28 protein-coding genes are annotated in these 26,585 nt (G+C 68.5%); 7 read left to right on the top strand and 21 right to left on the bottom strand.

The genetic code is table 11. The features are described from left to right. Position 1 precedes the first annotated feature (1 nt). Positions 2-406 (bottom strand): DUF1304 domain-containing protein, encoded by a 405-nt coding sequence (locus GV007_RS15630; protein ID WP_160074002.1) that lies wholly within the window; start codon positions 404-406, stop codon positions 2-4. Between the two features lie 54 nt (positions 407-460). On the opposite strand from GV007_RS15630, the gene GV007_RS15625 reads away from it, so the two are divergent. From GV007_RS15625 to GV007_RS15615, 3 genes are all read left to right on the top strand, one after another. Beyond that, positions 461-1,021 (top strand): TetR/AcrR family transcriptional regulator, encoded by a 561-nt coding sequence (locus tag GV007_RS15625; protein ID WP_160074000.1) that lies wholly within the window; start codon positions 461-463, stop codon positions 1,019-1,021. A gap of 89 nt (positions 1,022-1,110) precedes the next feature. Beyond that, the gene (locus GV007_RS15620) at positions 1,111-1,488 is read left to right on the top strand and encodes an ArsR/SmtB family transcription factor (protein WP_160073998.1); all 378 of its coding nucleotides are present in this window, start codon (positions 1,111-1,113) and stop codon (positions 1,486-1,488) included. Continuing rightward, positions 1,485-1,970 (top strand): SRPBCC family protein, encoded by a 486-nt coding sequence (locus tag GV007_RS15615; RefSeq protein WP_160073996.1) that lies wholly within the window; start codon positions 1,485-1,487, stop codon positions 1,968-1,970. Before GV007_RS15620 ends, GV007_RS15615 begins: the two co-directional genes overlap by 4 nt. Before the next feature lie 163 nt (positions 1,971-2,133). Here the strand turns inward: GV007_RS15615 and GV007_RS15610 are convergent, their stop codons facing one another. The 4 genes from GV007_RS15610 to GV007_RS15595 form a co-directional block, all read right to left on the bottom strand. Beyond that, complete coding sequence (locus GV007_RS15610) at positions 2,134-3,423, bottom strand: glycosyltransferase (RefSeq protein ID WP_160073994.1); 1,290 nt, start codon at positions 3,421-3,423, stop codon at positions 2,134-2,136. Then, positions 3,420-5,726 carry a glycoside hydrolase domain-containing protein gene (locus GV007_RS15605; RefSeq protein WP_160073992.1) on the bottom strand — a complete coding sequence of 769 codons (2,307 nt, stop codon included), beginning with the start codon at positions 5,724-5,726 and terminating at the stop codon, positions 3,420-3,422. Before GV007_RS15605 ends, GV007_RS15610 begins: the two co-directional genes overlap by 4 nt. A 137-nt stretch (positions 5,727-5,863) precedes the next feature. Continuing rightward, a complete protein-coding gene (locus GV007_RS15600; protein WP_160073990.1) occupies positions 5,864-6,712 on the bottom strand; it encodes an oxygenase MpaB family protein in 849 nt (282 codons plus the stop codon). Positions 6,713-6,746: 34 nt separating this feature from the next. After that, positions 6,747-7,154 (bottom strand): MarR family winged helix-turn-helix transcriptional regulator, encoded by a 408-nt coding sequence (locus tag GV007_RS15595; protein WP_104242245.1) that lies wholly within the window; start codon positions 7,152-7,154, stop codon positions 6,747-6,749. Positions 7,155-7,243: 89 nt separating this feature from the next. Between GV007_RS15595 and GV007_RS15590 the strand changes: the two genes are divergently transcribed. Next, positions 7,244-8,170, top strand: a complete 927-nt coding sequence (locus GV007_RS15590; protein ID WP_160073988.1) for an SDR family NAD(P)-dependent oxidoreductase — start codon at positions 7,244-7,246, stop codon at positions 8,168-8,170. Between the two features lie 37 nt (positions 8,171-8,207). Here GV007_RS15590 and GV007_RS15585 read toward each other — a convergent pair whose 3' ends face one another. Then, positions 8,208-8,921, bottom strand: coding sequence for an RraA family protein (locus GV007_RS15585; protein ID WP_201297723.1), 714 nt, complete (start codon positions 8,919-8,921; stop codon positions 8,208-8,210). Between the two features lie 107 nt (positions 8,922-9,028). Between GV007_RS15585 and GV007_RS15580 the strand changes: the two genes are divergently transcribed. Next, positions 9,029-10,477 (top strand): alanine--tRNA ligase-related protein, encoded by a 1,449-nt coding sequence (locus GV007_RS15580; protein WP_160073986.1) that lies wholly within the window; start codon positions 9,029-9,031, stop codon positions 10,475-10,477. Then, positions 10,474-11,145: a hypothetical protein gene (locus GV007_RS15575; RefSeq protein WP_160073984.1), complete on the top strand. Its 672-nt coding sequence runs from the start codon at positions 10,474-10,476 to the stop codon at positions 11,143-11,145. Before GV007_RS15580 ends, GV007_RS15575 begins: the two co-directional genes overlap by 4 nt. A gap of 54 nt (positions 11,146-11,199) precedes the next feature. Here GV007_RS15575 and GV007_RS15570 read toward each other — a convergent pair whose 3' ends face one another. The 6 genes from GV007_RS15570 to GV007_RS15545 all read right to left on the bottom strand — a co-directional run bounded on the left by GV007_RS15570 (position 11,200) and on the right by GV007_RS15545 (position 15,419). Beyond that, positions 11,200-11,856 (bottom strand): PadR family transcriptional regulator, encoded by a 657-nt coding sequence (locus GV007_RS15570; RefSeq protein ID WP_160073982.1) that lies wholly within the window; start codon positions 11,854-11,856, stop codon positions 11,200-11,202. Positions 11,857-11,970: 114 nt separating this feature from the next. Then, positions 11,971-12,396 carry an NUDIX hydrolase gene (locus tag GV007_RS15565; protein WP_201297722.1) on the bottom strand — a complete coding sequence of 142 codons (426 nt, stop codon included), beginning with the start codon at positions 12,394-12,396 and terminating at the stop codon, positions 11,971-11,973. Positions 12,397-12,454: 58 nt separating this feature from the next. Beyond that, positions 12,455-13,936: a S1C family serine protease gene (locus GV007_RS15560; RefSeq protein WP_160073980.1), complete on the bottom strand. Its 1,482-nt coding sequence runs from the start codon at positions 13,934-13,936 to the stop codon at positions 12,455-12,457. A 69-nt stretch (positions 13,937-14,005) separates the two neighbouring features. Next, positions 14,006-14,302 carry a hypothetical protein gene (locus GV007_RS15555; protein WP_160073978.1) on the bottom strand — a complete coding sequence of 99 codons (297 nt, stop codon included), beginning with the start codon at positions 14,300-14,302 and terminating at the stop codon, positions 14,006-14,008. Further along, a complete protein-coding gene (locus tag GV007_RS15550; protein WP_160073976.1) occupies positions 14,299-14,874 on the bottom strand; it encodes a hypothetical protein in 576 nt (191 codons plus the stop codon). Before GV007_RS15550 ends, GV007_RS15555 begins: the two co-directional genes overlap by 4 nt. Beyond that, entirely contained in the window at positions 14,871-15,419 is a 549-nt protein-coding gene (locus GV007_RS15545) for an RNA polymerase sigma factor (RefSeq protein WP_160073974.1), read from the bottom strand. Before GV007_RS15545 ends, GV007_RS15550 begins: the two co-directional genes overlap by 4 nt. Before the next feature lie 236 nt (positions 15,420-15,655). Here GV007_RS15545 and GV007_RS15540 point away from each other — a divergent pair, with 236 nt between their 5' ends. Next, positions 15,656-17,158, top strand: coding sequence for an APC family permease (locus GV007_RS15540; protein WP_160073972.1), 1,503 nt, complete (start codon positions 15,656-15,658; stop codon positions 17,156-17,158). A 77-nt stretch (positions 17,159-17,235) separates the two neighbouring features. Here the strand turns inward: GV007_RS15540 and GV007_RS15535 are convergent, their stop codons facing one another. The 9 genes from GV007_RS15535 to xerD form a co-directional block, all read right to left on the bottom strand. After that, the gene (locus GV007_RS15535) at positions 17,236-18,687 is read right to left on the bottom strand and encodes a glyceraldehyde-3-phosphate dehydrogenase (RefSeq protein WP_160073970.1); all 1,452 of its coding nucleotides are present in this window, start codon (positions 18,685-18,687) and stop codon (positions 17,236-17,238) included. Between the two features lie 199 nt (positions 18,688-18,886). After that, positions 18,887-20,434 (bottom strand): ribosome biogenesis GTPase Der, encoded by a 1,548-nt coding sequence (der, locus tag GV007_RS15530; RefSeq protein WP_104242269.1) that lies wholly within the window; start codon positions 20,432-20,434, stop codon positions 18,887-18,889. Beyond that, the gene (gene cmk, locus GV007_RS15525) at positions 20,427-21,218 is read right to left on the bottom strand and encodes a (d)CMP kinase (RefSeq protein WP_160073968.1); all 792 of its coding nucleotides are present in this window, start codon (positions 21,216-21,218) and stop codon (positions 20,427-20,429) included. The genes der and cmk overlap by 8 nt, the downstream gene beginning before the upstream one ends. Beyond that, on the bottom strand, positions 21,215-22,309 hold the full coding sequence (locus tag GV007_RS15520; protein WP_160073966.1) for a prephenate dehydrogenase: 1,095 nt from the start codon (positions 22,307-22,309) through the stop codon (positions 21,215-21,217). The genes cmk and GV007_RS15520 overlap by 4 nt, the downstream gene beginning before the upstream one ends. After that, entirely contained in the window at positions 22,306-23,211 is a 906-nt protein-coding gene (locus GV007_RS15515; RefSeq protein ID WP_160074370.1) for a pseudouridine synthase, read from the bottom strand. Before GV007_RS15515 ends, GV007_RS15520 begins: the two co-directional genes overlap by 4 nt. Positions 23,212-23,314: 103 nt before the next feature. After that, on the bottom strand, positions 23,315-23,911 hold the full coding sequence (gene scpB, locus GV007_RS15510) for an SMC-Scp complex subunit ScpB (RefSeq protein ID WP_160073964.1): 597 nt from the start codon (positions 23,909-23,911) through the stop codon (positions 23,315-23,317). Further along, entirely contained in the window at positions 23,904-24,770 is an 867-nt protein-coding gene (locus GV007_RS15505) for a segregation and condensation protein A (protein WP_416362314.1), read from the bottom strand. The genes scpB and GV007_RS15505 overlap by 8 nt, the downstream gene beginning before the upstream one ends. Then, on the bottom strand, positions 24,754-25,626 hold the full coding sequence (locus GV007_RS15500; RefSeq protein WP_104242275.1) for a ParA family protein: 873 nt from the start codon (positions 25,624-25,626) through the stop codon (positions 24,754-24,756). The genes GV007_RS15505 and GV007_RS15500 overlap by 17 nt, the downstream gene beginning before the upstream one ends. Further along, positions 25,623-26,585 carry a site-specific tyrosine recombinase XerD gene (gene xerD, locus GV007_RS15495; RefSeq protein WP_160073962.1) on the bottom strand — a complete coding sequence of 321 codons (963 nt, stop codon included), beginning with the start codon at positions 26,583-26,585 and terminating at the stop codon, positions 25,623-25,625. The genes GV007_RS15500 and xerD overlap by 4 nt, the downstream gene beginning before the upstream one ends.

Here is a 26,585-nt window from a genome sequence, read left to right as displayed (position 1 = left end):
CTCAGGCGGCGAGCGCTCCCGTGGCAGCTGCGATGCATAGCAGCACCACGGCGAGCAGCGGGAAGCTGCCCTGTACGGTGCCGGCGCGCAGCTTCGTGCGGTCGCTCGTGACGAGGACAAGCGCGGCGAGCAGCATGGAGCCCGCTCCGGCGAAGATCAGCGTCGCGCCGATCACGCTCTGCCCTGCGATCGCGAGGATGACGCCGAGGCCGGCGATGATCGCGAGGAAGAGGTTGTAGAAGCCCTGGTTGTAGGCCATGGACCTGGTCGTCTCGGCGACCTCGAGGGAGGGGATGCCGAACGTCTTCCTCGTCGACTCCGCCGTCCAGCGGACCGACTCGAGGATGAAGATGTAGACGTGGACAAGCGCCGCAAGGGCGGCGAAGACGAGGGCGGCGATAAGCATGTCAGCTCCAGGATCGGTGTATTCTGCAACGAACGTTACAGTATCGGAGGCCACATGGCACGCACGATGAGCTTCGACCGCCAGGACGTCATCGCCGGCGCACGCACCCTCTTCTGGCGCCAGGGCTACGACTCCGCGTCGACGAGCGACATCGAGGCCGCTACCGGCCTGAGCAGATCGAGCATCTACAACACCTTCGGCAGCAAGCGCGGCCTCTTCGACGCCTCAGTGCAGAGCTACCTGGACGACGTCGTACACCCGCTGCTCGCGCCACTGCTCGCGGATCCGACACCCGCATCCGCGCTCGACGACTACCTGGCTCGCCTCTCAGATGCCGTAGCGACCCAGGAGCATCGCAACGACGTCCGCGGCTGCCTCCTGCTCGCGACGGCCTCCAGCTCACTCTCCGAAGACCGGGAGATTCGCGCCTCGATCACCGACTACCGAGCGACGCTCGAGCGTGCGATCTCGCGGGGCACCCGCGCGCTCGACCTCACTGAGGGCACGGCCACACTCGTGACCGCGGCCGTCGTCGGCGCCCTGACGATCGCGCGCGTCGATGGCGATGCCGCACGCGACGCACTCGAGGCGGCTCGCCAGCTCCTTCGAGCCTGAGGTTCATCAACCGAAAGGTTGACAAGTGCTCCCGCGCGTCGCAGACTGGGTTCATCAACCACACGGTTGACGAACCCAGTCGAGGAGCTATGACCACCGACGCGCTCTCCCCCGTCTTCGCGGCGCTCGCCGACCCGACGAGACGCGACATCGTCGCGAGGCTCGCCAGCGGCGACGCGACCGTCGGAGAGCTCGCAGCCCCCTACGACGTTTCCGTGCAGGCGATCTCGAAGCACCTCCGCGTCCTAGAGGACTCGGGCCTCGTCACCCGCACGAGCAGCGCGGTCCGCGCACCCCGGCACCTCGAAGCGGAGGTCCTCAGCCTCATGACCGCGTGGATCGAGCGCTACCAGGCAGCCGCAGAGGCGCGGTTTCGCCGACTCGACGCGCTGCTCGAGACCCTGCCGGACGACGCCACGCAGCGCCCAGCACCAGACCCAGAAACAGCGAAAGGAACCACATTATGAGCACCACATCAGCCAACGACACCGCCGTCACGGTTGGCGAAGACGTGCCGAACGTCTCCGTCGTCCGCGAGTTCGAGGCCACCCCGGAACGCGTGTTCCGCGCGTTCGTCGACCCTGACCTCTTCACGAAGTGGGTCGGCCCGCACGAGGTCTCGACGAATATCGACCACTGGAACGCGACCACAGGAGGCGCGTACCGGTGGGTGAACCTCAAGGACGGCGAGGAGATCGCGACCTTCTACGGCTCGTTCCACGAGGTCCGGGAGAACGAGCGCATCGTGCAGACGCAGACCTTCGAGATGATTCCGGACGGCGTGCTCCTCGAGACCATCGTGTTCGAGGCGCTCGAGGGCGGCCGCACTCGGGTGACGAGCACGAGTCTGCTCGAGTCGTTCGAGATGCGCGACGGGCTCGTCGCGAGCGGCATGGAGCACGGCGTACGAGAGGGGTACGAGAAGCTCGACGCCCTCCTCGCAGCCTGAGCCGCCCCGTTTGGCCGACGCCCCGTCTCGCGGACGCGGGCACCCACCAGCCTGTCCAACTTCGGTGCAATATTCGGCCCAATCGACCTCGCGATGGCGCGAGCCCCCGGAATTGCACTGAAGTTGGACAGACACTCGAGCAGGCACTCTCGTGCCGCGCGGGTCAGGCCGCCATCGCGACTCGAGGCAGCCGGTCGAAGAGCTTGTCGAAGACCGCCAGCCGGTCGAACTGGAGCGCGTAGTCGCGCGCCTGGACGGCAAGCAGCCGCCGCTCGGCGGCGCTCGTCTCGAGGACCGCCGTGTTGAGCGCATCCGCGATCGACGATGGGCTGTTGACGGGCACGATGAGCGCGTGGTCCCCCACGGCCTCCCCGACGCCGCCGGTGACGGTCGTGATGACCGGCCCGCCGCCTGCGAGCATCTTCTCGGCGAGCGCGATGCCGAAGGTCTCGATGAACTCGGGGCGCGGCTTCGTGGGCAGCACGAACGCCGCGCATCCGGCCATCAGGAAGGGCTTCTCGGCGTCGCCCACGTCCTCGAGGAAGTGGATGCGGTCGGCCAGCGGAGACCCGGCACCGATCGCCTTCAGCTCCTCGGCCTGCGGCCCTCGTCCCGCGATGACGAGCTGGATCTCGGGGTCGTCGGCGACGCGGGACTGCTCGAAGCCCGCGATGAGATCCTCGACGCCCTTCGCCTCTGTCAGCCTCGACAGGAACATGACGTAGCCGTCGCGCTTGAGTCCGCGAGCCTCCACGGCGGCGGTGATGTCGTCGTCAGCGAGGTCGACGTACGCGCTCGAGTCGATGGCCGGGTAGGAGATGTCGATGCGCTCCTGGCACTGGGGGGCGTAGCGGGTGCCGTGCTGCGCGTCCACCTTGGCGGCCTCCCCGACGATGAGATCGCGCGTGTACTCGGAGACGGCGACGCACACGTCCTGGGACAGGTAGGCCGAGAGGATGTGGGCTGCCGCGCCGAGGCGGCCCTCCTCGACGGCGTGCTTGACGACGTTGGTGACGTCGGAGCCGACGGCCTCGGCGATGGTCGTGACGTTGACGGGCAGGCCCGTCGAACGGGCGACGGTGAGCGCCTCCGCCACGGCGAGCGTGTGGGGGCTGAGGTAGAGCGACATGCAGACGGTCGGCACCCCGTCCGTGAAGAGCTCGACGAGGCGGCCGACGATCCCAGCGAGGTAGCGGCCGTCCGGAACCTTGTAGTCGCCGACGGGGGCGGGGCGGTCGACGAAGATGCCATCGCTGTAGGGCATGACCGTCTCGAGGGGCTTGAGCGGCAGCCCTGCCGCTTGCAGGCGCTCGATTGGCCAGGTGACGATGCGCACCTCGTCGAAGCCGCGCAGGCGTGCGGCCTCCGCCAGGTTGCGGGCCTCGACGGAGTGCCCGCAGATGACTGGATCGGCGCGGACGACGATCACGAGGCGGTTCTGGATCTTGTTCATGAGGGTCCTCCCGGGTTTGGTGTCGCCGGCTGGCCGTCGACGAGGGGTGGGGTGGCGGGGATGGATGCTGCGGGTGAGGTGGGTGCGGCTGGTGGGGCGGATGCTGGTGCTGGGAACGACGACGGCAGGTCCTGTTCGCGGGTGCCCCAGTCGCTCGGCTCGGGCCCGAGCTCCAGGTGCAGCTCCTGCGCCGCCATGAGCTCGCTCGGCGACAGCCAGCTCCTGCTGAGCGGCCTACCGTCGAGGTGGGCGCTCTGCACGTACTGGACTGGGCCGCCGTGCGCGGGTTCGCGGAACCCTGTCGTCGTGATGCGGAAGCGCTCCCCGTAGACCGCGAGCGACGACTCGGCGAAGGCGGGCGCGTTGATGAGGAAGCTCGCCTGTCCCGCCACGGGGAACAGCCCGAGCGAGGCCCAGACGTACCAGGAGCTGAGGCCGCCCGAGTCGTCGTTGCCTGGCAGGCCGCCTCGGCCCGTCGCGTACTGCTGGGTGATGATGGCGTGCACGATCTCCGCGGTCCGGTCCGGGCGTCCGGCGTAGTGGTACGCCCACGGTGCCTCCATGTCGGGTTCGTTGTTGAGGCCTTCGAAGCGCCCGAGGGCGTAGCCGGCCGCGAGCTCCGCGATGCCGGGTGACCGGCCGGGCTGAACGACGGGCGGGGCACCGTAGCCGAAGAACTCGTCGAGTTGCGCGACGAAACCCTCCGGCCCGCCGCTCAGCTGCATCCGCCCTGCCATGTCGTGGAGGATCCGGAACGAGTAGTTGTGCTTGGAGCCCTCATAGAAGTTGGAGTCGACGAGCAGGCCCGTGGCCGGGTCGAACGCGCCCCGCCACTGCCCTGCGCGCTTCTCGAGCTGCTGGACGAGCTGGAGGTCGCCGACTCGGGCCGCGACGCGGGCCGTGCACCAGTACCCGAACGCGAGGTCGAGGGTGTGCGTGATGGGATGCGCGACGCCGCGCAGCAGGAACTCCTCGCCGTACGTGCGCCGCAGGTCATCGGCCATGTGCACGAGCGCCCAGTCCCAGTCGATGCCAGGCAGCCCGAGCTGGCAGAGGTCGGCGAGGAAGGTGTGCGCGAGCGCGCTGCCCTGCCGGGAGAAGCGATCGCTGCCCTTTGCCATGCGGTAGCCGATCGGGAAGTTGCCTTCCTCCTCGCAGATGGTGAGGAGCGCGTTGGCGAGCTCGACGGCCTTGTCCGGGCGCAGCGCAGTGAGCAGGGGAAGCTGGGTGCGGTAGATGTCCCACATCGTGGACAGGTCGAAGACGAAGGGTCCGTCGCTTGGCCAGAAGGGGCTCTCGTTGAGGGCGAAGGAGGGCTTGACGAACGAGTGGTACATGGCCGTCGAGAAGACCGTCTCGCGCTCGGTAGAGCCCGTCTCGACCTGGACCTCATCGAGCAGCTCCTGCCAGGCGCGCCCGGTGTCGGCGAGTCGGTCCGCGAACCTGCCCTCCCCGTCGCCGCAGTCGTCCCTGAGGTTCTGCTCGGCCTGCTCGACCCCGCGCAGAGAGAAGCCGATGCGCACCTCGACGACCTGGCCCTCCTCGCTCGGCCCCGCCCACATGAGGCCGAAGGGCCGCAGCGTCGTGGGGCGGATGTGGTCGAAGTCGAGGCGCGTGCCGCCGGGCATGAGGCGCCGATCGTGCCACAGCATCTGGCGCCACTGGGGAGTGTCGCACTCGATGTGCACGGCGAGCGGGGCCCCCTCTGCCACGATCTCTCCCGTCGCGACGCCGGGCCTGACGGTCTCCAGGTGGGCCCGCAGCGGGACCGTGGCTCCGTAGGGGATGGCGAGGCCGCCGAGCGAGAAGTCGACGACGACCCTGGCGCTCGAGTGCTTCGGGAACGTGTATCGGTGCACGGCGCTCTTGGGACCCACGGTGATCTCGGCGCGGATGCCATTGCCGAGCGTCGCCGCGTAGTAGCCGGGTGAGGCGTCCTCGTCGTCGAGCGACCAGGTGCGCCCGAGCACGTCGAGCGGCTCGATCATGGGCGTGACGCGGAAGTAGTTGTAGTACTTGCGGATCGCCCCGGTGCCCGATTGCTGGAAGTGCGTGAATCCCGAGGCGAGTGTGCCGTCGTAGATCGTCTCGGGGATGCCCTCGAGGCTGAGGTCGTAGCGGCCGTAGCCGGTCGGGTAGGCGCCAGAGTAGGCGCAGGCCGAGACCATCCCGAGTGGGTAGGTGGCGCCCGGATGCGTGTTGCCGATCTGCGGCTTCGGCCACCACCAGGTCGCGGCGAGGCCCGTCTGCGTCGGCAGCGCGGTGGGCTCTGTGCCGATGAACGGGTCTACGCGGGTGGTCATGCTGTGAGCCTGGACGGGCCCTGCTACGGGAGTGTGGACGTCACGTTACGTTCACGCGTCGGGAGACTGTGCGCGCCCTGGGTCTCGCACGCGAGCTCGCGGGGCGAGCGTGGGCACGGCGACGGTGCCCGCGTCCGTCACACCAGCGGGCGGTCGCGGCGGATGCGCCAGCGCACGTCGGCCAGCAGCAGCCGGTACACGAGGCCGGAGGCGGCGAGCGGGAGCACTCGCTCGATTCGCACGAAGACGGCGCGCTGCCGCCGGAACCAGGCCTCGTCCGCCGGCGTCCACCTGACGCGGAGCGCGCGCCGGAACTCGGGCGGCAGGAAGCCGACCGTGAGCCGCTGATGCCAGGCCCGCATCCGCTCTGGAAGCACCGCCGCGGCGAATTCGAGCCTGGCGATGTCGAGCAGGTAGCTGCGCACCTCGTCGTCGATGCGCAGCTTCGTGAGCTCGCCGCGCCAGTACTCCTCGAAAGCGGCGGTGTTGTCCGGCCACGCGCTCGGCGGCATCTGCAGGGTGGTCCCGAAGACGCGCCCTTCGAGCAGGAAGCGCTCTGCGGATGCGCCAGCCTGTGGTCCTTCGACGAGCTCGAGTACGTCGCGGGAGCCCACGAACAGGCATGCCGCGACCCAGCGCTGCAGATCGACGCGGAGGGCCGAGTATTCCTCGGTGGCTCGCGGGTCACGGTCGGAGCGCACCTTCGCGTGCTGCCGTGTGACCGCCCTGCGGTACGCGCGGCGCTCCTCCACGGTGCCGAGGACGGCCACGGCGAGGTAGCTCAGGGTCGTCCTGGTGCGTTTAATGGGGTGCACGTCGAGGCGCCCACTGGTGACGCGGCTGTGCGCGACCCCCTGCCCGACGGCGGGGTTGGAGAGCTGCATGATGACGTTCGCGGCCCCCATGGCCAGGGCGAGCAGGCGAGAGCTGCGTGGGAGCTCGACGCACACGAGGTCGTCGACGGAGGCGGCGGTCCACGTCTCCATCAGTCGCTCCCCCGCTCGGGGGCTGAGGAAGTGGTCACGCGTCGTGGGAGGTCAGGCTCTTCGCGATGGCCTTCAGCTCGGTGCTGCTGCAGCCGGCGAGGGGCGATGCGCGCTTGAGCGCTGCGATCGCGAGCTTCCGCACCCGCTTGCCCTCGGTGGTCAGCGTCAGCACCCGCGAGCGTCGGTCGTGCTCGCTCTCCCGGCGCTCGACGAGGCCGCGGTCGACGAGGCGGTCGGAGACGAAGGTGAGGTTCGAGGCGTTGCAGTGCAGCTTGGTCGCGAGCTCTTTCATCGCGGGGGGCTGCGCGTCCGGATCGATCGCCCAGAGCGCCTGCGCGGTCGGGAAGGTGAGCCCGAGCGCTTCGAGTTCCCGCTCAGCAGCCACATTGGTGCTCTGCGCGGTTTCGTAAACGGCACGCATCGCCCGTTCCAGCGAATCCATATTCAGTACCTTACGCCACGGAAATATTTCAGCAATCGAAGCGTTGTACTCTGAGTCTCGAAACGTTCGAGGCTTGAAGGAGTGTGACGATGAAGACCTTCGCCATCACCGGTGCCACGCAGGGTGTCGGCTACTTCGCCGCGGAAGAGCTCGCACGCCGCGGCCACCACGTCGTGCTGCTCGGGCGCAGCATCGAGAAACTCAACACGGCCCTGATCTCCATCACCGAGCAGGTGCCGGATGCGAGCACGAGCCGCATCGTCCTCGACCTCACGTCGAGCGAGTCCATCGCGAGCGCGGCCGCTTCGCTGAGCTCCCGCGAGCGCCTCGACGGGGTGCTGCTGAACGCCGCGCACATGGCTCCAGGAACGCAGCGCGAGCACGATGCCGCCGGTCGCGAGCTCACGATGTCGACCAACCACCTTGGCCATTTCGAGTTCACGGCTCAGCTCATGGATGCGCTGGTCGCCCCGAAGCCCGCAGCCCGCGGCGATGCGACGGAGATCAGCCGGGTGGTGGCCGTCGGCAGCCTCGCCACCCGCATCTACCCGTTCGATCTCGAGGATTGGCAGAGCACGCACCTGTACGAGCCGCGCCGCGCGTACGCCGCGTCGAAGCACGCGCTCGAGATGTTCACGTTCGAGCTCGATCGTCGCCTGCGAGCAGCCGGCGCACCGGCGGAGGCGCTGGTCGTCGACCCGGGCATTCCCGTCAACGGGGCAACCCCGGTGCGCACGGGCGTGAACGAGCCGACCGCCTGGCAGCGCTTCGCGTCGCGCCTCGCCGGGCCATTCGCTCACGGCAAGCATCGGGCTGCGGCCATCGCCGTGCACGCACTGACGAGCGACACGGTTGCCGGTGGCGACTACCTCGGACCGGCGCGCACCGTGCGCGGTGCCCCTGTGAAGCTGGACAAGCCGACCACGCAGCGCGACCGTGAGCGGGCCGAGCGCCTGTGGCAGCTGAGCGAGGAGTCGACCTCCGCGACGTTTCGCCTGAGCGAGACGGTCGCCTAGGTCTCAGCGAGGCGGTCGCCGAGGAAGCTACGAGGGCTCACACGCTACCGGCGTCGCCGGTCCGGGCGAGATGCTCGTCCAGCGTGAGCTCCGGCTCGGTCCGGCGCGCCCGCTGGTAGGCGGAGAACTGCACCTGCTGGCGGAGAGTCGTGCCGAAGCGGATGCTCGTGGCTCGCGAGCGCTCGGCGTCCCTGAGCTGCAGGGCGTGCATGAGCACTTCGTTGGCGTGATCCCCTGGCACGAAGACGACCCCGTCCTCGTCACCGAAGACGACGTCGCGCGTGCGCACGGTGTGCTCCCCGAATTCCGCGGACGAGAACGTGCTGCGCCGACGCTCGTCGAGGCGCGCGGGCCCCGCCGACAGCGAGCCCAGACTGAACACCGGAAGACCCGCGCGACGGACCTCGCGCGTGTCCCGGTGCAGTCCCCAGATGACGATGCCCGCGAGCCCCGCCGCCTTCGCCTCGAGCACGATGAGGCCGCCGACGCAGCTCTCGCCGGTGCGGCCCTGGTTGTCGACGACCAGCACGTCGCCGGGGTGCGCCCGATCCATGGCCTCGAGGAGGACGTCGACGCTGCCGCAGTGGCGAACGGGAAGGCAGCGCCCCGCGAGTCGCGGCGCATCCTCCGACACGGACCTCACCGCGGCGGGCCCGCAGCGCACGGCCACCCCGGCCCGCACGCATCCGTCGGCGACGTGCGCGGTCGACAGCCCCGTCGCACCGGTCCACAATTGCGCGATCTCCTGCACAGACGACTCCCCTGAACCTCACTCGAGCACTCGTCTCCGAGTGCCTGAACGCCCCCACGTTCGGCGAGATCACGATACGACATCCGGAGTTGTGAAACACTCTCCACATGGACGCGCATGAGATTCGCAATGCCTACCTCGACTACCAGGAGCGACTCGGGCACGTCAGGATCGACAGAGCCCCGCTGATCCCCCGCGGGGACGGGTCGACGCTCTTCACCGGGAGCGGTATGCAGGCCCTTCTGCCCTACCTTCTCGGCGAAGACCACCCAGCCGGAACGCGCCTCACCGACAGCCAGCCCTGCGTGCGCGCGCAGGACATCGAGGACGTCGGCGACAACCGCCACACGACGTTCTTCGAGATGCTCGGCAACTGGAGCCTCGGCGACTACTTCAAGGCGGAGCAGATCCCCGCATTCCTGTCGTTCCTCGTCGACGAGGTCGGCATCGACCCGAACCGTCTCTACGTGACCGCGTTCATCGGCGACGAGGCCGCGGGCATCCCGCGGGACGACGAGGCCGCCCGCATCTGGCAGGCCGCCTTCGCGGAGCGCGGGATCGAAGCCGGCATCGTCGAGATGGGGAGCCAGGCGGACGGCGACGCCCGCGGCGTGAACCCTGGCGAGCGCATCTTCTTCTACGACGGCAGCGAGAACTGGTGGTCACGTGGCGGATCGCTCGAGGCGACCCCCATCGGAGACCCTTGCGGCCCCGACAGCGAGGTCTTCTACGACTTCGGACCTGAGAATCACGACCCCTCGTACGGTCGCGCGCACCCGGCGAGCGACAGCGGCCAGTTCATGGAGATCGGCAACCAGGTCTTCATGCAGTACCGGCGCGTCGAAGACGGCTCCTTCGTCGAGCTCGAACGACGCAACGTCGACTTCGGCGGTGGACTCGAGCGCATCGCCGCGGCAGCGATCCACTCCCCCGACGTTTTCCGGATCTCGCTCCTGCGCCCGATCGTCGAGCAGATCGAGCAGCTGAGCGGCAAGAGCTACGAAGAGCACACGCTCTCGATGCGCATCATCGCCGACCACCTGCGCGGGGCGACGTTCCTGGCGGTTGACGGAGTCGTGCCGTCGAACAAGGAGCAGGGGTACGTCATGCGCCGCCTCGTGCGTCGCGCGATCCGAGAGGCCCTCATCCTCGGTATCTCCGAGAACTTCTTCGCGGAGCTCGTGCCGACGATCGCCGACCTCTACGTGGATGACTACCCGGAGGTGCGCGAGCGCCGAGACGAAGTCGTCGCGGTGCTCGTCAAGGAAGAGCGCTCGTTCCGGCGCACGCTCAAGGGCGGCCTCAAGGCGCTCGCTGCGTACAAGGGGTCGACCCTCACCGGCGCCGACGTGTTCCTGCTCTCCGACACGCACGGCTTCCCGCGTGAGCTGAGCGTCGAGGAAGCCAGGCGACAGGGCATCGACGTCGATGTGGCCTGGGAGGCGGAGTTCCTGGAAGCTCTCGAGGAGCAGCGAGCCCGCTCCCGCGGAGCCACGAAGCTCGGCGCGGCTGGACTCCCGCACCAGGAGTCTCAGGCTCCCAAGGGCCAGGGATGATGTTCCGCTGGCGCCGCAAAGCACGGACAGCTTCCACGAGTCAGCAGACGAAGCCCAAGAAGAAGACCGGACTGCCGCCGGTCATCTTCCCTGAGCTCTCGGAGGCCATCGACGATGGCCTGCTGCTGGCGATGCGCATCGTGCGTCTCGACGTGAAGAACTCGATCATCAAGCGGACCGTCGGCGAGAAGGTGCCGTTCGCTGCCGCCGACTATCGCGAGGCGGCGAACGCCTCGCTCGACCGGGTCCTCAAGGAGCTGCGGTACTCGGCTGAGCGCGTGGCCGGGGTTCGGGACCGCGCGCGACCAGGCAGGTCGCTGAGCGCCCACGACTACCGGCACGCGGACATCGAGACGCTGAGCTTCCGCGAGCGGGCCTCGCAGGCGGTGAGCGAGCGCATCGAAGCGGATCGCGAGGACGACGCGTTCATCGACGGGCTGATCGAGCAGGCACGAGCCGATGCGTGGACCGAGATCTCGTCGCACATCGAGCACGAGCTGCTCGACCCGTGGTCGAAGGGCAGTCCGCGGATGCAGCTGCCGAACTCGCCAGAGGACGACCCGGAACGCGGAGATCGCTTCGACGACCTCGAGAAGGAGCTGCGGAAGCTGGCGCGCGAGGCGAAGATCCAGGAGCGACGCGAGTCCAAGCAGCGCGACCGCTCCTGACCTTCGCCCTCCGGCGCCGCGGGTGGGCGCTCTTGGCCGTCGGCATCCGCGCCGCTACTTGGCGAGGATCGTGTAGAGCGCCTTGCGGGCGTCGTCAAGGACCTTGGTGGCTTCCTGCTGCTGCTCCTCGCTCGCACCGAGCCGGAACTGCTGCATGACGCCCATGAACTGCATGGCCGATTCGCGAAGGCTGCTCGCGGACTCTGACATCCCGGCGACGCCTCGCCAGCCCTGCTCGAGTTCCTCGGCGTGCTCGGCCACGTAGGTGCGGCCCGATTCGCTGAGCTCGAAGACCGGCTTCTTCTCAGTGCCGCCCTGCTCGATGAGGTCTTCGTCGACGAGCTGCTGCAGCGTCGGGTAGACGGAGCCGGGGCTTGGGCGCCAGACGCCGTCGGTCTTCTCTGCGATGCCCTTGATGAGGCCGTAGCCGTTGGAGGGGCCTTCCGCGAGGAGAGAGAGGATGGCGGCGCGGACGTCGCCCTTGCCTGCACGGCGGTGGCCGCGTGGGCCGAACTTCGGGCCGAAGCCTGGACCGTGGCCGGCCCCAGGCCCGAATCCGGGACCGAATCCTCGTCCCGGGCCGAATCCGTGCGAGAAGCGACGGACGCGCTCGTCCTGTGCGGCCTCATGGCCGAACCCTCGGCCCTGTTCGTGGGAGCGGCCTCGGTCTGCGTCGAACGGGTGGTGGTTGTGGGTGAAGTGCTTGCGCATGGTGAACCTTTCTGCCGGAGCTGCACCTTGCAACTCCGATAGCTCGACGATATATCGGAGAAGAGTCGCTGTCAAGCGATATATCGGAGAATGTTCTAGCGGTTCAGGAAGCGCTCAGCCACGCGCGTCGCGACGCCTCCGAAGCTCGGGCATGACGCACTCACTGAGCAACGGCGCGAGGTCGGCCAGGTCGGCTCCCGGCGACGGGTACGCGTCCACCCAGCGCAGCTCCGCGATCTCGGCGCGAGCCCGTGGCGTCCCGGTCAGCTCAGCCAGGTACACCGTGCCGATCAGGCCGGTCGCCGCCTCGTTCGCGGCCGCGGTCCTCCACTCCCCGAGGAGCGTCACGTCGGCGTCGTCGAGCACGATCCCCACCTCCTCCTCGATCTCGCGAAGAGCCGCCGCCTTCGGCGACTCCCCCGGTTCGAGCTTCCCACCGGGGAGCATGAACTTCGTCGTCCCGCGTTTGCGGACCGTGAGCACCTGCCCCTCGGAATCCTCGAAGCAGATGGCGGCGACAGTCAGCACAGAAGCGGGCACGCACCAAGGATAGGTGCGTGCCCGCTGGCGCCGAAAGGAGGCGTCGCCGTTCTTGCCGTTACTGCCCGAGCTCGCCCACCGTGACCCGGACCGTCTGCTCCTGGCCGCCGCGCATCAGCACGGCTTCGACCTGCGTTCCCGGCTCGAGGGCACGGATCTGGGCCGTCAGGTCCGTCGAGCTGGAGACGCGATGTCCACCGAACGAGGTGATCACGTCACCCGCCTGGATGCCGGCCTGCGCCGCTGGGCCTCCTGCGGTGAGCTGCGTCACGTAGGCCCCCGCCACACTCGAGTCCGCCGCCGTCGGGTCGCTGACGCTCGCTCCGAGGAACCCGTGCGAGACGGCACCGCTCGAGATGAGCTGCTCCGCCACCCGCTTCACGAGGTTCGAGGGCAGCGAGAAGCCGACGCCGATGTTGCCGGACGCGCCACTGCTGCTGCTGCCGGCGCCAGCGATCGCCACGTTGATGCCGATGAGGGCACCGTCCTGGTTGACCAGCGCGCCACCGGAATTGCCCGGGTTGATGGCGGCATCGGTCTGGATGACCGGGAGAGCGACGGAGGACGAGCCCTGGGTGCTCGTCTGCCCCTCGGACGAGTTCGGGTCGCCGCGCCAGAAGTTGTACGGGCTGTCTTCCTGGGTGCCGTCAGACTGGACCTCCTCCGGGACCGCGGAGGAGCTGACGAGGATGCCACGGTCGAGGGCGCTCACGACGCCCTCGGTCACCGAGTCGGAGAGACCGAGCGGAGCACCGATGGCGACGGCGACATCGCCCACATTGAGCGAGTCGGAGTCAGCGAACGTGATGGGGGTCAGCGACGTGTCCTCGACCTTGATGATCGCGAGATCGAGCACGGGGTCGCCGGCGACGAGGGTCGCCGGCAGCAGGCGGCCGTCGCTCGTCTGGACGGAGAGCTCCGCGTTGCCGGTAGCGCCGTCGATCGTCGCGACGTGGTTGTTCGTGACGATGTACCCGGAACCGTCGACGACGACACCAGAGCCGCTCGCCCCCGTCTGACCGGAGGATGCGGAGATCGTGACGACGCTCGGGGAGGCCACCGCGGCGATGCTCGTCACGAGCGTCGCGTCCTGCGGGTTGTTGACCGTGATCGACTGCGAGCTGGACGACCCTGCCGCCACCTGGGATGAGCCGAAGCCGCCGACGACGGCTCCGCCAACGCCTCCACCGACGACGCCGCCGACAAGGAGGCCCGCGGTGAGGAGCGCGACCGTGCCGAAGCGGCGCTTGCGGGGCTTCGGGGCCTGAGCCGTCGCCTGCGAACCCGCCGGACCGAAGCTGTTCGACGGGTACTCGGCGCCCGCGTAGTCAGGGGTCGAGTACTGGGGCGCGGAATAGTCCTGGTACTGGGGCGCCTGGTAGCCGGCCGGCGCGTACTGACCGGGCTGGTACGGGCCGGAGGAGTACTGCGGCGCGAAGGCGTGCGACTGCGAGGACGAGGACGGCTGCTGAGCGGAGGACTCGAGGTGCGGCTTGGCGCCGTCCTGCGGGTTCGTTTCCGGGAAGGAGGGGGTGGACATGTGTGGTTCCTTTCGACACCACTGAGCATCCAACCCGGGGCTATGGCCTTCCTATGGCGAAGCTGTGGCTCAGCTTCGACCCGCGAGCGCGTGCACCCTGATCCGAACACGCACCACGGATCCGGGCGGAAGCTCGGCGAGCGCAGCCGCCTTGATGCGCTCGGCGAGACCTTCCAGGATCTGCGCTTGAGGGATAGACGCCTCGACGCGCACCCGGACGGCGACGGTCGTGGCGTCGCCCGACGTGCCGACCTCAACGTGCAGCGATCCCAGATGGATGCTCGTGATGGGCAGGAGCTCAACCACCCCTGGGGCACCGATGGTCGCCGCCTCGACGGCTTCGGCGATTCGCTCTCGGTCGATCATTCGGCGCTCCTCACGTCGGCGATGACGATGTCGATGCCGGTGACCTGCAGGGTCGTGTGGACGGCGAGCGCCTCGGCGATCGCCTCCCGAACGCGGTCGGCCAGCGGATGCAGCGGCCTCAAGCCAAGAACCGTGACAGAGACCGTGAGGTGCACGGGCGCACCCGGCTCAGTCACGTCGCCGTCGAGGACGCAGCGGCCGATCAGGACGCCGTCCATGGCATCCCCCGTGCGCCGGACGATCTCGCGCACGACGCCCTCGCTCTGCGAGAACTCGAACTCGGGCTCGACCGAGGTGAGCGGAATCTCGCGGCCTGCACGAGCATCCGTCGCGATGCCACGCAGCATCGACTGCAGCCACGCTCCGCTCGGCCCTGGTGTCGCTGCCGACTCGGCTTCGATGAGGTCGTGGGAGGCGCGCGTGACGCGTTCGAGGGCTTCGAGCGCTCGCTCGCACTCCGGGTCGCTCTCGATGTCGGCGTTGTAGGGCACGCGACCGGCTTCCAGGTACTCGGAGAGCTGCGTGAGGGTATACCCCGCAGCGCCGATGGTCGGTTCGTCGTCTTCGCTCATGCCCATTCCTCCATTCCACGCAGCAGCGCGAGCCTGGCCCGCGACAGGGCCCCTCGCACCGTCGAGGTGTTCGTTTCGAGCTGTTCGGCGATCTCGGCGTAGGTGAAGCCCGCCGTCTCCTTGAGGACCCAGCACTGACGCTGGAGCTCAGGAAGCGTGCCGAGTATTCGGGATGCGGCATCGAGCTTGGCGTTCAACTCGAGCTGCGCCGACGGCCCGAGATCCTTCGCGGCAGGCGCCTCGACGTCGTCGATGTCCTGCTCGAACTTTCTCTTCCTGAGCAGGTCGGTCGCCTTGCGAGCCGCGATCTGCACGAGCCACGCGCGCACAGCGCTGGGCTCGCGGAGGAGGTCGAGTCGCTTCCAGGCGACGATGCAGGCGTCCTGCACCGCATCTTCGGCGTCCGCGCGGGATGAGAGCAGTCGGATCGCGGTGGCGATCATGAGCCCCCAGTGGCGACGGATGAGCACCTCGAACGCGCGCTGGTCACCGTCTCTGGCGCGGGCGACGAGCAGCGCGTCCGGCGCCTCGGCGAGGTCAGGCATGTGGACCCTCCTTCGCGAAAACCAGTGGACCCGGCGGCTCCACTCGCGAGCAACCCTATGACACCCCTCCTCGCTGCTTCCTGCTAATGCCTGGTGCCCCGTGAGACCGCCAGCGAAAGCGGCGAATCAGGGCGTCGACCATCGTGTTTCCAACAGGTAAACTCCACTCGCGCGCGCGTACACACGCGCGCTTGCAAGAATCCTGGGGGAACTCCTTGAGCTTTTTCGAAAGCCTGATGCGAACGAAGAGCATCGAGGCATCACTTGCGGACTCGCACTCCGAGGGACGGTCGCTCAAGCGCTCCCTCGGCGTGTGGGACCTCGCCATCATGGGCGTCGCCGTTGCCGTCGGCGCCGGCATCTTCTCCGTCGGAGCGAAGGCGGCCGCCAACAACGCCGGCCCCTCGATCACGATCGGCTTCCTCCTGGCGGCGGTCACGTGCGGTCTCGCGATCATGGCGTACGCCGAGTTCGCGTCCTCGGTGCCCGTCGCCGGCTCCGCGTACACGTTCACGTACGCGACACTCGGAGAGCTGCTCGCGTGGATCATCGGCTGGGACCTCATCCTCGAGATGCTCTCCGCCTCCGCCGTCATCGCCAGCTACTGGGGCGTGTACCTGCAGGAGGTCGTCAACATCTGGGGCTGGGACATCCCACCGAAGCTCAGCATCTTCGGGCTCTTCGAGTTGAACTGGGCCGCGTTCTTCATCGTCGCCGTCCTCACGACGTTGCTCGCGCTCGGCACCAAGCTCTCCTCCCGCGTCAGCGCGGTCCTGACGATCCTGAAGGTCGCGACCGTCCTCTTCGTCATCGTCGTCGGCGCCTTCTTCGTCAACGTGAAGAACTACACGCCGTTCATCCCGCCGTCGCAGCCCGCGCAGGACTCGGGAGCGGATGCGTGGCACCAGTCGCTCTTCTCCTTCATGTCCGGCGCCGAGCCGAGCATGTACGGCGTCTTCGGTCTCCTCGCCGGCGCATCCATCGTGTTCTTCGCGTTCATCGGGTTCGACGTCGTCGCGACGAGCGCGGAAGAGGTCAAGAACCCCAAGAAGAACCTGCCCCGCGGTATCTTCCTCGGCCTCGCCATCGTGACCGTGCTCTACCTCTCGGTGAGCCTCGTCATCACGGGCATGGTCTCCTACACCGACCTCGCGGCCTCCGAGACTCCCTCGCTCGCGACGGCATTCGTGCTCGTGGGGGCCGACTGGGCCGCGCAGATCATCTCGATCAGCATTCTCCTCGGCTTCACGACGGTCATCCTCGTGCTCCTCATGGGCCTCGCCAGAGTGCTGTTCTCGATGAGCCGCGACGGGCTGCTCCCACGCTCGTGGAGCATCACGAGCGAGAAGCGCAAGACGCCGATCCGCCTGCAGATCGGCGTCGGCATCGCGGTCGCGCTCCTCGCGGGGCTCACGAACGTCGACTGGCTCGAGGAGATGATCAACATCGGCACGCTCTCCGCGTTTGTGCTCGTGAGCCTCTCCATCCTCGTGCTGCGCAAGAAGTACCCGAACCGTGAGCTGGCGTACCGCATGCCGTGGTCGCCGTTCCTGCCGATCCTCTCGGCAGTGCTGTGCTTCTGGCTCATGCTCAACCTGTCGACGCTCACCTGGCTGCGGTTCGCCATCTGGCTCGTCATCGGCCTCGCGGTCTACTTCCTCTACAGCCGCCGCAACTCGCGCCTCGGCAAGGAGCAGCACTCGCTCGCCGACACGCTGGGCTCCGGAGAGCTGAAGTAGCCGGCCCCTGCTCGCTGAGACGGCCCCGTCCACCTTCCGGTGGACGGGGCCGTCTCGCTGCGTGACGCGGCGTGGAGCTAGATCTGCGACAGCTCCTTGCGGTGCGGCACGATCGGGGGCTGCACGCCACCCAGCTGCTCGATGATGCGCACCACCTGGGTGGAGTAGCCGAACTCGTTGTCGTACCAGACGTACAGCACGAGGTTCTTGCCCTCGGCGATGGTCGCGAGCCCATCGACGATGCCAGCCCGGGTCGTGCCCACGAAGTCCGTGGAGACGACCTCGCTCGACTCGATGTAGTCGATCTGCTGACGGAGCACGGAGCTGAGCGAGATCTGACGGAGGAAGTCGTTCACCTCACCGCGAGTCGTCGGACGCTCGAGCGTCAGGTTGAGCACCGCCATGGAGACGTCCGGCGTGGGAACGCGGATGGCGTTGCCGGTGAGCTTGCCCTCGAAGTGCGGGAGCGCCTTCGCGACCGCCTTCGCCGCCCCGGTCTCCGTGATGACCATGTTGAGTCCCGCGGCGCGTCCGCGGCGGTCTCCCTTGTGGAAGTTGTCGATGAGGTTCTGGTCGTTGGTGAACGAGTGCACCGTCTCGACGTGTCCGTGCACGACACCGTATCGCTCGTCGATGACCTTGAGGACGGGCGTGATCGCGTTGGTCGTGCAGGACGCCGCCGAGAGGATGCGGTCGTCGTCCGTGATGCCGGCGTTGTTGATGCCGTAGACGATGTTCTTGAGCTTGCCCTTGCCCGGCGCCGTCAGGAGCACCCGGCGCACGCCGGGGCTCTGGAGGTGCTGCGCGAGACCCTCGGCGTCGCGCCAGCGGCCCGTGTTGTCGACGACGATGGCATCCCGGATCCCGTACGAGGCGTAATCCACGGTGGCTGGGTCGTTCGAGTAGATGACCTTGATGACGGTGCCGTTGGCCTGGATCGTCGAGGCGGCCTGGTCGACGGAGATCGACCCCGCGAAGGCGCCGTGCACGGAGTCCCGTCGCAGCAGGCTCGCCCGCTTCTCGAGGTCGTTGTCGCTGCCCTTTCGCACAACGATGGCCCGGAGGCGCAGACCACGCCCGGTGCCGGCGTGCGAGATGATGATGCGGGCGAGCAGGCGACCGATGCGACCGAATCCGTAGAGGACGACGTCAGCGCCGGAGTCTGGCGAGCCGGTGCCGATGACCTCGAGGAGCTGATTCGCGAGGAAGGTGTCGAGGTCCTCCGACTGTGCCGCGAATCGGGTCGCGAGCTCGCCGAGATCGATCGAGGCGGTTCCGAGGTCGAACTCCTGCAGCCGCTCGAGGATGGGCAGCGTCGCGTCCAGTGACAGCTCGACATCGTTGATGCGGCGCGCGAAGCGGTGGGCCTTGATGATGTCGATCGCGGAGAGATTGATGAGGCGGTGACCATAGATGGAGGTCACGACGTTGCGGGTGCGGTAGAGGTTCCCGATGAGCGGGATCATCCGCTCGGCGATGCCGACTTTCTCCAGCCACTCGTGCTGCGTCTTCTCGGACTTTTCCATCATCGAATGGGACCCCTCAACGTCGAAAGTTCACGCCTGACAGCCAGGCTCACGAAAAATCCTACGGTTCTGCGCTGCCTGACGTGCGGGAATCCGGGCCGAGGGGCACCTCCGTATTCACAATGAGGAAAAAAGCGCTGAATTTGCCACGAGGGGCCCGTCCCGCAGCTGCGGAACGGGCCCCTCGGCGCTGGCGGACGCGCTAGCTGCGCTTCGCCCGCTTCTCGCGGACACGCATGTTCGTGATGATCGGCGAGCCCTCGAAGCCGTACACCTCGCGGAGTCGACGCTGGATGAAGCGACGGTAGCCAGGGTCGAGGAAGCCGGTCGTGAAGAGCACGAATGTCGGCGGACGCGTCTGCGCCTGGGTGCCGAACAGGATGCGCGGCTGCTTGCCACCACGGAGCGGGTGCGGGAACTCCGCCGTGAGCTCCGCGAGGAACGCGTTGAACTTGCCCGTCGGGATGCGCGTGTCCCATGAGTCGAGGGCCAGTTCGAGGGCCGGCACGAGCTTCTCGAGGTGGCGGCCGGTCTTGGCGGAGATGTTCACGCGCGGTGCCCAGGCGACGTGGGCGAGATCGCGTTCGACCTCACGCTCGAGCTGCCAGCGGCGTTCATCGTCGAGCATGTCCCACTTGTTGAAGGCGAGCACGAGTGCGCGCCCGGATTCGAGCACCAGGTCGATGATGCGCAGGTCCTGCACGTTGACGGCCTCGGTCACGTCGAGGACGACGACGGCGACCTCGGCCTTCTCGAGGGCTGCCGTCGTGCGCAGCGACGCGTAGAAGTCCGCGCCCTGCTGCAGGTGCACCCGACGCCGGATGCCCGCCGTGTCGACGAAGCGCCAGATCTTGCCGCCCAGCTCGACCTGCTCGTCGACGGGGTCGCGAGTGGTGCCGGCAAGGGAGTTGACGACGACACGCTCTTCGCCCGCGGCCTTGTTGAGGAGGCTCGACTTGCCGACGTTCGGGCGGCCCAGGATGGCGACGCGGCGGGGTCCGCCGATCTCCTCCTTCGCGACCTTGGAGACCTCGGGGAGGATCTCGATGACCTTGTCGAGGAGGTCGGCGACTCCGCGTCCGTGGACTGCCGAGACCGGCCATGGCTCGCCGAGCCCGAGGCTCCACAGCTGCGCCGCGTTCGGCTCCTGGACGGCGTCGTCGACCTTGTTCGCGACGAGGATGACGGGCCGGTCCGTCTTGCGGAGCAGCTTCACGACGTGCTCGTCCGTGGCGGTTGGGCCCACATTCGCGTCGACGACGAAGAGCACGGCGTCAGCGAGTTCGACGGCGATCTCCGCCTGCTGGGCGACCGACAGGTCGATGCCCTTCGCGTCGGGCTCCCACCCACCGGTGTCGACGATCGTGTACCAGCGGTTGTTCCACTCGGCCTTGTACGAGACGCGGTCGCGGGTCACGCCCGGCGTGTCCTCCACGACGGCCTCGCGGCGGCCGATGATGCGGTTGACGAGCGCGCTCTTGCCGACGTTGGGTCGGCCGACGACCGCGAGCACGGGAAGCGCTGGCAGGTACGTGATGGCGTCGCCGTCCTCGGAGGCGCCGAGGAGCACCTCGAGGTCGTCTTCCTCGAGCTCGTAGTCGTCGAGGCTCTGGCGCAGCGCGTTGGTGCGCTGCTCGACGACGGACTCGTCGAGCCCTTCGAGGCGCGAGACGAGCTCTTCGCCTCCTGCTGCGTCGAACTCATCGGAGGCCTGGGTGGCCTCGTCGTTGTTCCCTTGGTCGTCAGTCATCGTGACTCCTTCGTGTTGTCGTGTCTGACAGCGCGCTCGGGGCGGCTGCCAGCGACGGTGCTGTCGTCTGGTGCGAATCGGGCGCCGAGGCGACGATTCGCAGGAATTCCTCGACCGACTGCTCGAAGTCGAGCCTCGTCGTGTCGAGCACCGTGACGCCGTCGGCGGCCTCGGTGAAGTTGGTCACCTTGGCGTCGCGGGCATCGCGCGCTGAGACGGACGCTGCCACCGCGGAGACCGCCTCGCCCGCCTTCTCGCCGGCCCTGCGCGCGATGCGAACGGCCTCGTCCGCGGTCATGAGGATGCGCACGGGCGCATCCGTGGCCACGACCGTCGTGATGTCCCGACCTTCGGCGATGATGCCGGCAGCTGCCGTCTCGGCCATGGTGCTCCGGAAGAGCGCCGTGAGGGCCTCACGGGCCTCTGGCACCCGGGAAACTCGCCAGACCTCGCCGGAGATGGCGGTGTCGCGGATGCGCTCCGAGACATCGGTCGCGCCCACGCGGACCCAGCGCTCGTCCGGGCTGTGCGAGATGCGGTACTCGGCGATGAAGGTCGGAAGGAGGGCGACGATAGCTGCGGTGTCGTCAAGGTCGCAGCCGCGCTCGATGACGAACCAGGTGAGCGCGCGGTAGGCGGCGCCTGTGTCCAGGTAGCTGAAGCGGAGGCGCCTCGCGCTCTCGCGGCACACGCTGGACTTGCCCGATCCTGCCGGGCCGTCGACGGCGACGACGAGGGGGCTGCCCCCGACGGAGGCGGCGAGCGGTGAGGTGGAGGCGCTCATGCGGCGATCCTCCACCCTCGCTGCTCGAGCTCTTCGACGAGCTTCGCCGTTGCCGACGGCACGACGGAGATGACGACGAGGCCCACGTTCGATGCCTGCGCGTGTTCCATCCGGAAGTCCTCGACGTTGACCTGCGCATCGCCCACATCGCCCATGAGGCGTGCGAGCTGGCCGGGCTTGTCGTCGATCATGACCGTGACAGAGTCGAACTCGCGTCGAGAGGAGCCGTGCTTGCCTGGCAGGCGCGCGACGCCGGCGTTGCCGGTCGCGAGCTGTTCCGCGATGATGCGCCCGGAGCCGCGCTCCTGGCTGCGCTCGAGCGCGCCCGCGACCTTGTCGAGGTCGGCCTGCAGCTTGCGGAGCACCGCAGCAGTCGGAGCCGCGTTCGCGGTGAGGATCTGGGTCCACAGGACGGGGTCGCTCGAGGCGATCCTCGTGAGGTCTCTCAGCCCCTGGCCTGCGAGTGCGGTCGCGCCGTCCTCGTCGTCGACGAGGCGGGAGGCGAGCAGCGTGGAGACCAGCTGGGGGACGTGGGAGACGAGCGCGACGGCACGGTCGTGGTCGTGGGCCGTCATGGCGACGGGAGTCGCGCCGAGGTCGAGCGCGAGGCCTTCGACCTCCTGCAGCGCGAAGACGCTCGTCTGCTCGTGGTGCGCGATGACCCACGGGCGCCCGACGAAGAGGTCGGCGCGGCCCGAGAGCGGTCCGCCCGTCTCGCGGCCGGCCATGGGATGCGAGCCGAGGTACCGGCTGATGTCGGCTCCACGAGCGACGAGCTCGGCGAGCGGTGCCGACTTCACGCTCGCGACGTCGGTCACGATGGCGTCGGGCCAGCGCTCGAGCTCGGCCGCGACGACCTGCCCTGTCACGTCAGGCGGCACGCAGACCACGACGATTCGGGGTGGCTCTCCCCCGGCAGCATCAGCTGCGGGAGTTCCCGCGCCGTAGTCGACCGCGAGCTGGAGCACCGACGGCGAGATGTCGTCGAGCTGGACGTCGACGCCGAGCCTCCGGAGCGCGTGACCGACACTCGTGCCGAGCAGCCCGGCACCGACCACCCGCACCGGGGAGTTGGTTCGAGTTGGCGTCATCGACGACCTTTCGACTGGGCAGACGGCGCCTGCCGCGCGGTTCTCCCCTGCTTCGGCCCGCGCTCGGGGGCTGCTGACTGCGCGGGGGCACCGCTCTCGCGCTGCTCACCGGCTCGCCGGGCGAGCTTCAGGATGCGGCCGAGTTCCAGTGTAGTGAACTCGCGCATCTCCCCTTCGCGCAGCGTGCCGAGGTTCAACGGCCCGAAGCTCCGACGCACGAGCGCGCTGACGGGATGCCCGACCTCTTCGAGCATGCGACGCACGATGCGGTTGCGGCCAGAGTGCAGCACGATCTCGACGAGCGACGCCGTGTGGCTCGGCTGATCGGCGAGCAGCCTCGCACTGTCGGCCTTGATGAAGCCGTCTTCGAGTTCGAACCCCTGGCGAAGGCGCTGCAGGGCCTTCGCGGACACGCGCCCCTCGACGCGGGCGATGTACGTCTTCTCCACGCCGAAGGACGGGTGCGCGAGCACGTGCGCGAGTTCCCCGTCGTTCGTGAGGATCAGCAGGCCGCTCGTGTCGATGTCGAGCCTGCCGACGTTGTAGACCCGCTCCTCGAATTCGCTTGTGAACTCGCGAAGGTCCGGGCGGCCCTGCTCGTCGCGCATCGTCGAGACGACGCCTGTGGGCTTGTTGAGAAGGACGTAGCGCTTGCTCGGGTCGAGCTGGATGGGGGTCCCGTCCACCGCGACCTCGTCACGGTCTGGGAAGACGCGGCTCCCGAGTTCGGTCACGACGACCCCGTTGACCTCGATGCGTCCCTGCGTGATGTACTGCTCGCAGACACGACGGGAGGCGACGCCTGCCGCCGCGAGCGCCTTCTGCAGACGAACGCCGTCGTTGCGCTCCTCCACCGGGGCGACCTCGCGGCCGGGGAGCGGGATGTCGGCGAAATCGTCCATCGAGTAGCCACCTTCCGGTCGCGCCTGTGCAGCCTGGCGGAGCGCCGCGGCTTCGTCGGCGGTGCGGTCGGTGTCGCCGTGGCGCGGTGCGCGCCCTCGCTGATCACTCATGGAATCCGTCCTGTCCTTCGTCGAGCAGAGGTGAAATCTTTGGCAGCTCGTCGAGCGAGTTGAGTCCCAGGTGCACCAGAAGCGCCTGGGTCGTGACGTAGCGAATGGCCCCGGTCACGTCATCGTGGCCGTCTTCTGCGATGAGGCCACGTGCTACCAGAGTACGCACCACCGAGTCGACGTTCACAGCGCGGACCTGCGCCACCTGCGAACGGGTGATGGGCTGACGGTAGGCGATGACCGCGAGCGTCTCGAGCGCAGCCTGCGAGAGCCTCGACGGCTGGCGGGTGAGCACGAAGTCGGCGACGATGTCATCGAGCGTCTCGCGCACGTAGAGCCGCCATCCCCCGCCCACCTCGCGCAGCTCGAAGCCGCGCTCCGGCCCGCCGAGGTCGCCGTTGTAGTCGGCGACGAGCCGGCCGATGGATGCTCGGACGTCGGAGACGGGGCGGCTGACGGCGCCGGCGATGGTCACGAGCGACAGTGCCTCGTCGGCGACGAAGAGGATCGCCTCGACGGCGCGGTCGAGCTCGACGCTTGGCTGCTCGCCCCGATCGGAGGGCTGCTCGGTCGCGGTGAGGTCAGTCATCGTCGTCTCCGAGGCTCGAGAGCTGCGCCGCATCCCAGTCCTGCGCGTCCCACTGCACGATGAGCTCACCGAGCGGGGACTCCTGCTCGAAGCTCAACGCGGCCCTGCGGTACAGCTCGAGGAGGGCCAGGAAGCGCGCGATGACCACACCGCGAGCGCTGGCGTCGGCGACGAGCTCCCGGAAGGTGCGCGGTTCGCCGTCCTGGAGGACCGCGACGAGGATGCGGGCCTGCTCTCGGATGCTCACCTTGGGAGCGTGGAGATGGGTGAGGCCGACGGTCGGGATCTCTCGTGGCGCGAGCGCGAGCGTCGCGAGCGCAGCGAAGTCGGCGGCGGACAGCGTCCAGACGAGCTCCGGGATGCGCTCTCGGAACTTCGCCTCCAGGGGCACGGCACGCGTCGTGCGCTGCCCCTCGACGCCGAGCGCTGCCGCGAACCATGCGGAGACCTCCTTGAACGCCTTGTACTGCAGGAGGCGCGCGAACAGGAGATCTCGTGCCTCGAGAATCGCCACGTCCTCCGCATCCACGTACTCGCCCTGCGGAAGCAGACTGACGATCTTCATGTCGAGCAGCGTTGCCGCGACGACGATGAACTCGCTCGCCCGATCGAGCTCCTCCGGCGTCGACAGGTCGTTCAGGTACCCGATGAACTCGCTCGTGACGCGGCTGAGCGACACCTCGGTGATGTCCATCTCGTGCTTCGAGATGAGCGTCAGCAGGAGATCGAACGGGCCCTCGAAGTTGCTGAGGGAGACACGGAAGTCCGCGTCCGGGGCCGCCTCGATGTCGGCGGCGGCCGAGCTCCCCTGCCTGGCCGGAGTGGCCCGTGCGGTCAGCGTGCTAGGCGACGGCGCCACGTTCGACCAACTCGCGCGCGAGCTGGTGGTAGGCCTTCGCCGCGGTGTGCTCTGGAGCGAAACTGACGATGGGCACGCCGGCGACGGAGGCGTCGGGGAACTTCACGGTGCGGCCGATGACCGTGTCGAAGACGCGGTCGCCGAACGCCTCGTAGACGCGGTCGAGCACCTCGCGCGAGTGCAGGGTGCGGCCGTCGTACATGGTGGGCAGGATGCCGTCGAGCTCGAGCGAGGGGTTGAGGCGGTCGCGCACCTTGTCGACGGTCTCGACGAGCAGTGCAACCCCGCGGAGCGCGAAGTACTCGCACTCGAGCGGGATGATCACGCCGTGGCTGGCGGTGAGGGCGTTGACCGTGAGGAGGCCGAGCGAGGGCTGGCAGTCGACGATGATGACGTCGTACTCGCTCGAGACCTTGCGCAGCACACTCGCGAGGATCTGCTCGCGCGCGACCTCGGTGACGAGGTGGACTTCCGCAGCAGAGAGGTCGATGTTCGCGGGCATCACGTCGAGGCCGGGGAAGGCCGTCGGCTGGATGACCTCGTGCGGGTCCTTGACCGTGCCGATGAGCAGGTCGTAGACCGTCGGGGCGTCGTAGGTGCGAATGCCGAGGCCCGCGCTCAGCGCACCCTGCGGGTCGAAGTCGACGGCGAGCACACGGCGGCCGTAGAGCGCGAGCGAGGCGCCGAGGTTGATGCTCGTCGTGGTCTTCCCGACGCCACCCTTCTGGTTGCACATCGAGATGATGCGCGCAGGGCCGTGGTCGTCGAGTTCCTCTGGCACGTCGAAGTGGTTATAGAGTCGCGTCGACACCGCGCTTGCGCTGCGGGGAGTGGATTCGATGGTCTCTTCGCTCATGACCTCTGCATCCTATCCCCGGCCTGGCCTCCGCCGAGGGTGGCGCGCGGATGGCTCGTCGCGTAGACGTCCCGGAGCGTGTCGGCCGTCACGAGCGTGTAGATCTGCGTCGTCGAGACGGAGGCGTGGCCGAGGAGCTCCTGCACGACGCGCACATCCGCTCCGCCCTCGAGCAAGTGCGTCGCGAACGAGTGGCGGAGTGTGTGCGGGGAGACGCGCCCGGCGAGGTCCGCCCGCGCTGCGATCGCGTCGAGCAGGTTGAAGGCGCTCTGCCGGGAGAGCCGCGCACCGCGCGTGCCGAGGAACAGCGCCGGGGTTGCGCTCCCCCGCGAGGAGAGCTCGCGTCTCGCTCGAACGAGGTAGCGGTCGAGGGCTCGCTGCGCGAAGCTGCCGACCGGCACGATGCGCTGCTTGTTGCCTTTGCCCCGCACCCGGAGGATGCCGGGCTCGAGCAGGTCATCGACGTTGAGGTCGACGAGTTCGGAGATGCGCGCGCCGCTCGCGTAGAGGAGCTCGACGAGCGCGGTGTCGCGCATCGCCTCGAGCGTCTCGCCGTCTGCTGCCTGCAGCAGCCGCTCCACCTCGGCCACGGTGAGCGCCTTCGGGAGCCGTGACGGCAGCTTCGGCGCGCGCACCCGCGCGGTGGCGTCCACCTCGAGCACGCCCTCGTCGAGCAGGAACCGGTGGAAGCCGCGCACCGAGGACAGCGTCCTCGAGATGGAGGAGGCGGCCAGCTGCTCGCCGTCGCGCAGGTGCGCGAGGAAGGCGGTGACGTCCTCGGGCTTCGCGGCCGCGACCGGGCCGCGGTCACCCTGCTCGAGCCAGTCGAGGTACTTGACGAGGTCTCGCCGGTAGGCCCCGAGACTGTTGGCGGAGAGGCCGCGCTCGATCGTCAGATGCCTGAGGTAGGTATCGAGGCGGGCCGCGTCCGACGCAGCCTCGACCGGATCCGCGGCCAT

Source organism: Pseudoclavibacter sp. 8L, from assembly GCF_902506465.1.
GTDB lineage: Bacteria > Actinomycetota > Actinomycetes > Actinomycetales > Microbacteriaceae > Pseudoclavibacter.
The sequence above is the reverse complement of the archived record's forward strand: the minus strand, read 5'-3'. Positions and strand labels throughout refer to the sequence as shown.